Source organism: Candidatus Hydrogenedentota bacterium, from assembly GCA_019637335.1.
GTDB lineage: Bacteria > Hydrogenedentota > Hydrogenedentia > Hydrogenedentales > JAEUWI01 > JAEUWI01.
In genome coordinates, this window is the sequence record JAHBVV010000007.1 from 237,308 (window position 1) to 245,209 (window position 7,902).

9 protein-coding genes are annotated in these 7,902 nt (G+C 64.7%); 2 read left to right on the forward strand and 7 right to left on the reverse strand.

Features of this window, described 5'->3' with window-relative positions:
• Window positions 1-66: 66 nt before the first annotated feature.
• From KF886_10780 to KF886_10805, 6 genes are read right to left on the reverse strand one after another with little or no spacing between them, the layout of a single operon-like run.
• Window positions 67-558 carry a rod-binding protein gene (locus KF886_10780; GenBank protein MBX3177836.1) on the reverse strand — a complete coding sequence of 164 codons (492 nt, stop codon included), beginning with the start codon at window positions 556-558 and terminating at the stop codon, window positions 67-69.
• Window positions 558-1,649 (reverse strand): flagellar basal body P-ring protein FlgI, encoded by a 1,092-nt coding sequence (locus KF886_10785; protein ID MBX3177837.1) that lies wholly within the window; start codon window positions 1,647-1,649, stop codon window positions 558-560. Before KF886_10785 ends, KF886_10780 begins: the two co-directional genes overlap by 1 nt.
• A gap of 32 nt (window positions 1,650-1,681) precedes the next feature.
• Window positions 1,682-2,320 carry a flagellar basal body L-ring protein FlgH gene (locus tag KF886_10790; GenBank protein ID MBX3177838.1) on the reverse strand — a complete coding sequence of 213 codons (639 nt, stop codon included), beginning with the start codon at window positions 2,318-2,320 and terminating at the stop codon, window positions 1,682-1,684.
• Complete coding sequence (flgA, locus tag KF886_10795; protein MBX3177839.1) at window positions 2,317-3,297, reverse strand: flagellar basal body P-ring formation protein FlgA; 981 nt, start codon at window positions 3,295-3,297, stop codon at window positions 2,317-2,319. Before flgA ends, KF886_10790 begins: the two co-directional genes overlap by 4 nt.
• Before the next feature lie 29 nt (window positions 3,298-3,326).
• Window positions 3,327-4,115, reverse strand: a complete 789-nt coding sequence (gene flgG / locus KF886_10800) for a flagellar basal-body rod protein FlgG (GenBank protein ID MBX3177840.1) — start codon at window positions 4,113-4,115, stop codon at window positions 3,327-3,329.
• Between the two features lie 23 nt (window positions 4,116-4,138).
• Window positions 4,139-4,894: a flagellar hook-basal body protein gene (locus tag KF886_10805; GenBank protein MBX3177841.1), complete on the reverse strand. Its 756-nt coding sequence runs from the start codon at window positions 4,892-4,894 to the stop codon at window positions 4,139-4,141.
• Between the two features lie 346 nt (window positions 4,895-5,240).
• Here KF886_10805 and KF886_10810 point away from each other — a divergent pair, with 346 nt between their 5' ends.
• A complete protein-coding gene (locus tag KF886_10810) occupies window positions 5,241-5,822 on the forward strand; it encodes a 5-formyltetrahydrofolate cyclo-ligase (protein MBX3177842.1) in 582 nt (193 codons plus the stop codon).
• 9 nt (window positions 5,823-5,831) lie between these two features.
• Here KF886_10810 and KF886_10815 read toward each other — a convergent pair whose 3' ends face one another.
• Window positions 5,832-6,620 carry an inositol monophosphatase gene (locus KF886_10815; GenBank protein ID MBX3177843.1) on the reverse strand — a complete coding sequence of 263 codons (789 nt, stop codon included), beginning with the start codon at window positions 6,618-6,620 and terminating at the stop codon, window positions 5,832-5,834.
• A 427-nt stretch (window positions 6,621-7,047) separates the two neighbouring features.
• Here KF886_10815 and KF886_10820 point away from each other — a divergent pair, with 427 nt between their 5' ends.
• The gene (locus tag KF886_10820; protein MBX3177844.1) at window positions 7,048-7,482 is read left to right on the forward strand and encodes a prepilin-type N-terminal cleavage/methylation domain-containing protein; all 435 of its coding nucleotides are present in this window, start codon (window positions 7,048-7,050) and stop codon (window positions 7,480-7,482) included.
• Window positions 7,483-7,902: the final 420 nt, after the last annotated feature.

Here is a 7,902-nt window from a genome sequence, read left to right on the forward strand (position 1 = left end):
CCGGGCGATCTTCGCGCCGCGCAGCGCGCGTCACGATGGGTTTATCGGCACATCGGCCGAGATTCTTCAGTCCACGTTACGGACGGCATTGTGGTAGGCCGCGGCGGCGCGCGCCAGGGGTATGCCCGCGCTCGCACGATCCACTGGGAAGCCCCGCGCGGGTTCCGGCAAGGGGAGGCCCTTCGCGGCCGGCGGCGCCACGGCAATGCCGGCATGCGGCGATTGCAGGGGAATTCCGGCGCCGCCAAACGTCCCCGCCGGACTGGCGTGCGCATGCCGCGCTTCCAGCTCCGCCGCCATTTGGCGCGCGATGCCGAATTGCCCGGAAGCCGCCATTTCACCCGCCAGGAAGTCGTCCAGCATCTCTTCAAAGTGATCCTGGCGCGATCCTGCGTCGAGCAGTGCGCCTTCCGGAACCGTGCTGCGCATTTCCTTGAGCATCTGAAAGAGGAATAGCCGCTCAAACTCCTGCAGCGCCTGGGTTTCGCGGGCGGCGGCCCCCGGCGACAGTGCGCGATCGCGGAAAACGGCGTTTGCCTGGGGGTTTACGTACAGCATCAGCGGATCTCCAGCGCGGCTTCGAGCGCGCCGGCCTTGTGAATGGCGTCAAAAATCGCGATCATGTCGCGCGGCGTCAGGCGCAGGGCGTTCAGGGCCTGCGCCACCTCGGCGGCGGAGGTCCCCTGGACGGGGGCCAGGTACACTTCCGGTTCTTCGACTTCGACGTCGGCGTTTTCGACCACGATCGGGTCGGCGTCGGTGAAGGGCAGCGCCGGGACCGGCAGCCGCGTGCTTTGGATTTTCACGGTGAGGCTGCCGTGGGCCACCTGGCAGGGTTTGATCATCACGTCGCCGCCCACGACGATGGTCCCGGTGCGCTCATTGATCACGACGACCGCCTTCTGGGCGATATCGACGCGCAGTTTGTTGAGGTCGGCAATGAACTTGATCAGGTCCGCCCGCTCGTCCGCCGGAATGCGTACCTTCACGGCGCCACCGGACAGCGCGTCGGCCGTTCCGGGGCCGTAGGCCCGATCGATGGCCTGGCGGATGCCGTCCGCGGCTTCGAAACTGGGCCGCCGCACCAGGAGGGTAATCCGCTCGCCATCCGTGATGGAGGCGGGCACTTCGTGCTCCACGAGCGCGCCGCGCGGTATTCGCCCGACGGTCCCGTGGTTGTTTCGGACGGAGGAGCCCGCCGAAATGTCGGTGTTGAAGCCGCCGACGGAGACGGGGCCGCTCGCAACGGCGTAGACCGTGTCGCCGGCGGGCCCGCGCAGGAAGGTGTCGAGCAGCTGGCCGCCTTCGAGGCTTTTCGCGTCGTAGATCGACTGAACGGTGACGTCGATGGCCGTGCCTTCCTTGGCGAAGGGCGGCAGCGTGGCCGTGACCGTGCATATCGCCACGTTCTTCGAACTGAGCGCGTCGATATCCTGGATTTCCACGCCCATGCGATCGAGGAGGTTGCGCTGCGCGGTCACGGCGGCCTCGGCGCTGTCGCCCGTGCCGCGCAGGCCGACGACGATCCCCACGCCCGTGAGCGTGTTGTCGCGCGCGCCCTGGACGTCGCACAGGTCGCGAATGGCCATGGTGCCGTGGCACGCGCCCGCCAGCGCGATTGCGGCCGCCAGAATGAAGCTACGGAACATAGCCACCTCGTTTCGTAATTCGCGCCGCCCCATCAGAAAGGCGAAAACCAGTCCAGCACGCGGGTCACGAGTCCTCGGCGCTGGTTGTTCCACAGGGGGCCCTTGCCCTTGACGCGCACGACGGCGTCCGCGACCTGGGTCGACTGAATCGTGTTCTGGGCGGTGATATCCCGGGATCGGATGATTCCGGAGATGTAGATGGTGGAATCATCGCGGTTGACGGTCACCACTTTCTGGCCCTCGATACGCAGGTTGCCGTTCGGCAGCAGCTCCTGTACGGTGCAGGTGATCGATGTCGTGAGCGTGTTGCGCCGCCGGGTGTCGCCGGTGTTCTTGGTCTCGTTTTCGGATTCGATCGACCAGTTCGGCAACTCGCCCGGATTCAGTATGTTGTTCCCATCGGGCTTCTGCCCCACCAGAAACGGATTTGCGGCGGCGGGGGCCCTCGAATCCACCTCGCTCTCTTTCTTCGTATTGGTGTTGGCGCTCGTGGAGGCGTCCAGTGTCTCGCGCACGAGCACCGTGATGATATCGCCGGGCTCGAAGCGGTCCACCTTTTCCGAAATAACGCTCGTGTCTCGGGCGGCGCGCTGGCTGAAGAGGGAATCCGCCGGCGCGTGGGCCACGGCGGCCAGCGCGGCGGCCAGTATCATCGGGATTCGCATACTCATCGTACCTCCACCACGCCGTCGGCGCGCACAATCCCCTGGAATTCCTGTTTCGTAGCCGGATTCGCGCATACAATCAGATCGCCCGCTTTCCCGTCCATCATGGCGCGGGCCTGATGCTGAATCTGGATGCTGCCGCTGTTCACTTCGACCAGCACGGTCTGGTTTCGCTTGATGAGCTTCGGCTGATCGACATTGCGCGAGGTGATGGGCTGGTTAGGAAAGATGGTCTTTCGCGCAATAAGCCCGACGACATCCTCCAAGGCGGTTATCGCGCCGTCCGGCGCCTGGGAAAGCGCGACGACGTGTTTCTTCACGTGGGCGGCGGTCACCGGGCGCCCGCGCGATATATCCGTCGCGGCCACCAGAATCTCCTGGTAGGTCTCGACCCCGGCGCGCAGCACGACGGTCCGGTAGTGGACGCCGTCCACGAGCACATCGCCGCGGAAGTTCGTCAGGCCGAGATAGCGGTAGCTCGGGGCGGCCCGCCAGTCAATGAGGAGGTCGCCGTCCGGCGCCTGGATACCCTGCCGCGGCAGCGAGATGTCGATCTCCGTCAGCGCGGGGTCCCAGGGCATGGCCAGCTCGATATGTTCGCGCAGGGAAGTGGCCATCTTCTCGGGCGTCACGTCCATGTGCATGGTGGTCGCGCGGACCTGGCTCGGGCGCGCGAGCGCGACGCGTTCGAGGTCCACGCCCGCGTGTTCGAGGCGGGCCTCCACGAGGCTTGCATTGAGCGATTTCGAGTCTCCGGGGCGCGCGGCGCTGGAGACTTCGATCCCCGCCAGCCGCTCCTTGAGTTCGCGTTCCTTCACTTCCACGAGATCGCTCAGGTACACCTTCGGGCCCTTGACCCAGGCCTCTTCCTTGATGCGGATTGCGGCTTCCTCCGCGCCCGCGACGCCGGCTAACAAGAAGGCCAGCATCCCGGCCAGCGCGCGGCGGAACCCGATGCCTCCAGCGCGTTGGTTCAACTTCATCACTCGTGCCTCCTATGGTTCATCAGGGATTAGCGCCGGACGTTGTTTGCCGTCTGAAGCATTTCGTCCGCCGTCTGAATGACCTTGGAATTGGCCTCGTAGGCCCGTTGCGCGATTATCATCTGGAGAATCTCCTCCACGACCTGGACGTTGGAGTTCTCCAGGAAGCCCTGCTGAAGGGTGCCCAGGCCGTCCAGTCCCGGCGTGGCGGGGGTCGGCGGTCCGGAGGCCTCGTTCTCCATCAGCAGGTTGCGGCCCAGGCGCGCGTCGAGGCCGGCGGGATTCGGAAAGCGCACCAGCTCGATGTTCCCCACCTCGGCGGTCACGTTGCCCGGCTGTATCACGGACACGGTGCCATCCGGGCCAATGCTGACCACCTCGGCGTCGTCGGGAATGACGATGTTATCGGCGAGGAGGTAGCCGTCCGCCGTGAGGACCTGCCCTTCCGCGTTTACCTTGAAGGCGCCGTCGCGCGTGTAGGCGATGGTGCCGTCGGGCAGTGTGATCTGGAAGAAGCCCTCGCCCTCGATGGAGAGGTCGAAGGGATTGCCGGTCTGGATCATCCCGCCCTGCGTGTGCAGTTTCGCGATCGACGAGGGGCGCACGCCATGGCCGATCTGGATGCCCTCGGGGATCGTCGTGCCGTTGGCGGTCTGCGTGCCGGCGGGTTTGATGGTCTCGTAGAGCAAGTCCTGAAAATTGACCCGGCTCTTCTTGAAGCCGGTGGTATTGACGTTCGCCAGGTTGTGGGCGATGGTGTCGATGTTCATCTGCTGGGCGATCATGCCCGTGGAGGCGGTGAACAGCGATCGGATCATGGCTTACTCCTCCTGGCGCGCGGCTATTGCGCGGCCACCTGGTCGATCAGGCGGCTCGTCGATGCGTCAATCGCCTGGATTACTTTCTGGTTCGCCTCGTAGGCCCGCAGGCCCAGCATCATATTGGTCATCTCCAGCGGCAACTGCACATTGGAGAGTTCGATGGCCCCTTGCGAAATCTGGGTCTCTCCCGCCGCGCCGCTCTGCTCCAGCACGGCGTCGCTCGCGCGGAACAGGTTCTCGCCCTCCCGCTCAAGCCGCTCGGGCTGCGCAAACTCGATCAGTTGCAGCGTGCCCGCCGCCAAGCCGTCCACCAGCACCGCGCCGTCCTGGGACACGGTGACGGACGCGCCGTTCACCTCGATGGGTTCGCCCGTGGCGCCGGCCACCTTGTAACCCTCCGGCGTAGCCAGGTGCCCGTCGGGGTCGATGCTGAACTGCCCGTTGCGGGTGTAGCGCTCGCCCTGCGGCGTGAGCACCGTGAAGTATCCCGGTCCGTTAAGCGCCAGGCTCAGGGGATCTTCGGTGACCCGGAGCGATCCGGCGGCGAGGTTGCTGAACGATTCCACGCCCTTGACGCCGCCGGCCGGCGCCGCCTCGGTGTTGAAGTAGAAGGGGTGGAGGGCTTTTTGTGCGAAGACCTGGTAAAACCCGAGCTGCACCGGCTGCAAGCGCTTGTACCCCGGCGTGGCCACGTTCGCCAGGTTGTTGGAGATGATGTCCTGCCGCTGCTCGACCGCGATCATGCCGGTGGCGGCGGTGTAGAGGCCGGTAATCATGGTTGCGGATGCTTCCTCTCGCTATATGGACGCCCCGCGGGGCGATGATCGACGTGTTGGCCTGGGCATGTAATCCCGCGACGGATCCGGAAGTCGTAACGAACAACCAGGGTGCGCCAGGCCAACGACACTTGGGATTCGAATGAATAGGGATTCAAACGAACGCCTGTGGAAGGGCAAGTCGCGTGCCAATGCGGGAGCCCCCGGAAAATAAGGCCGGCGCGCGATCGGCGCGCTCCGGACCTGCACATCTTGCCGCACGAGAAGGAAAGTTTTGCACCCCGGCGCGCGCCGGGGTTTCGCCCAACTTGCAGGCCCGCCGGCGGGCGGATGACAATAGCGCCCCATGAGCTTTCCCGACTTTTCGACCAAAGCCGAGGCCCGCGACTGGGCCCGGCGCGTGCGCGCGGCCATTTCGCTGGCGGACCGGGCCCGTATGAGCCGCACAATCGCGGAGCGTCTGGCCGCCGACCCCCGATTCGTCGGAGCGAGCGCCGTATTGACCTATGCGGGCGCCAAGGCGGGCGAACTGGACACGCGCCCCGTGATGGAACACGCGTGGCGTCTCGGGAAACGGGTGCTCGTACCCCTGACGCGGCCCGGCGGCGCGCTGGCATGGTCGGCGTTACGCGCGTGGGCGGATCTGGAGGCAACACGTCTCGGCCTGCTGGAGCCGCGACCCGGGGCCGTGGATCTGGTGGTTCCGGATGGGGGGCTGTGCATCACGCCCGGGCTGTGCTTCCGGGCGGATGGACATCGGATCGGCTTTGGCGGGGGCTACTTCGATCGCTTTCTCGCGGGTTTTCGCGGGACGCCGATCGCCCTGGCGCCGGATGCGATCTGGGGCGTGCGGTTTCCGGTGGAGCCGCACGACATCCCGGTTGAGGCGGTGATAACGGAGACGGCCATCCGCGAAGCGCGCGGTTAGGTGCGCCGCCTATTTCCGCAACAGGCGCAAGATCTCTTTGTGAATCGCCCCGTTGGTGATCAGTACGCCCTGTTTTCCGTCAAAAAGCCGAAGCGGCTTCCCATCGAGCCGCGAGGCCATTCCCCCCGCCTCCTCCACGATCAACTGCGCCGCCGCATAGTCCCAGGGGTTGAGGGTCATGTGGACGAACGCGTCGAGATCCGCCGAGGCGATTTGCCCGATCGAGGCCACGGCGGAACCGTGGCAACGCAATTGCCCGGCCTGCCGGAAAAGCTCCTGACCCCGCTCCAGCCAGGCGTCCCGATCTTCAACGCCGCCGAAATCGAGATCCACGCGCGCCTCGGCCAGCGACTGGACCTCGGAGACGACCAGGCGCCGGTCGCCGCAAAAGGCGCCCTGACCCTCCTCGGCGAGATAGATGAGGTCCATCCCGGGCAGACCAATGCCCGAGGCGACCGTGCGGCCATGAATGGCGAATGCGATCGAGATGGCGTAGACCGGAAAGATGCCGCGGACGAAGTTGTTGGTGCCGTCGATGGGATCCATAATCCAGCAACGGGCGGACGGGTCGTGTGGCGCACGCGCGAACTCGCCCTCTTCCGCCACGACCTGATCGCCCGGGAAGTTGCGCCTAATCTGGTCGACCGCGCGCTTTTGCAGGGTCAGGTCGACCTCGGTGAGCAGATCATTGGCGTTGCGCTTGGAGGTCACGGTGATGGCCTCGCGCGCGGCGAACTTCTCCCGGGCGTAGGCCATGTTTTCGACCAGGAATTTCTTGATGAAGCCGATTTCCGTCATGAAGCGCTCCGCACGGGGCCAACCGGCGCCCCGCCTGCCGTGGCATCCCGACGCGAATGCGGACGAATGCTCACTATTAAAGATTTTGTAACATATTAACAGGTCGAAGGGGAGCACGCCAAGCCTTCCATGAGCGCTCCACAGGCTCTTCGAGGGCCTCGGAGGCCCTTCGAGTGACAAAAATTGTCGCGATGCGCCGCCAAATGTTGTCAACAAACTACCTCCGGCGCTCCCACTCTCCGAAACCTGGCCGGACACCTACTGTGTAAGTCCTTTTTTTACAGAATGTTATGATTTTTATTCCGCGGTGGTGCGCCGTTGGCACGACGCTTGCCTTTAAGCCAGTCGAGAGTTGAAAGCAATGGAGAGCGGCGCGAACACCGCTCGATACATGGTTTTTAAAATCAAACAACTGGAGGATGTGCTCATGAAAAAGTCGAACAAGGGTTTCACGTTGATTGAACTGATGATCGTGGTCGCCATTATCGCGATTATCGCCGCTATCGCCATTCCGAACCTGCTCCGCTCGCGGATGCAGTCGAACGAATCGAGCGCGATCGGTAACCTGCGCACGATCGTGGGCGCCGAAGTGGCGTACCACGCCGCGAACTATTCCTACACGGCCGCGTTTGCGGACCTGACCGGCGCGACGCCCCCGTTCCTGGATGGCACGTGGGACGGCACCACGAAGAGCGGCTACAACTTCGTGCTCGGCGGCGACGCCAACAATTTCACGGCCAACGCGAACGCCGCCGCCTACGGCACGACCGGCAGCAAGGGCTTTTTCACCGACGCCAGCGGCGTGATCCGCTTCGCGAACGGTGCGGACGCGACGGCTGCGGACGCTCCCATCGGCGAGTAATCGCAACCAGTCACAGTAGTGTGCCGGCGCCGGGCCTTCGGGTCCGGCGCCCGTTTTTTTGTTTGGAAGGTACCGTGCGGAGCGGCTTCGCGCCTTCGGCGCCTCGACAGCCGGGACGGCTATTCGGCCTGCGGCGGACTTTCAGCCTACTCTTTCGGATGGGACTGACGGATGCTTGTGGGGGGATTGTTCCGCTGTGCGGAACGGTATGCATTCCCACGGGGGACCGTGGGAACGAGTTTCGGCATTTGCGCCTTGCGGCGCTGAACACAGCCGGGACGGCTGTGCCACTTTCTTTTCGAGGTGGTTTTAGTAGGAGGGGGGGGATTTTTTGGAGGCGGGCTCACTTTGCCGCGGACAGGAATGGCCGCGATCCTTTGCGCCTTCGGCGCATTGGACAGCCGGGACGGCTATCCTACA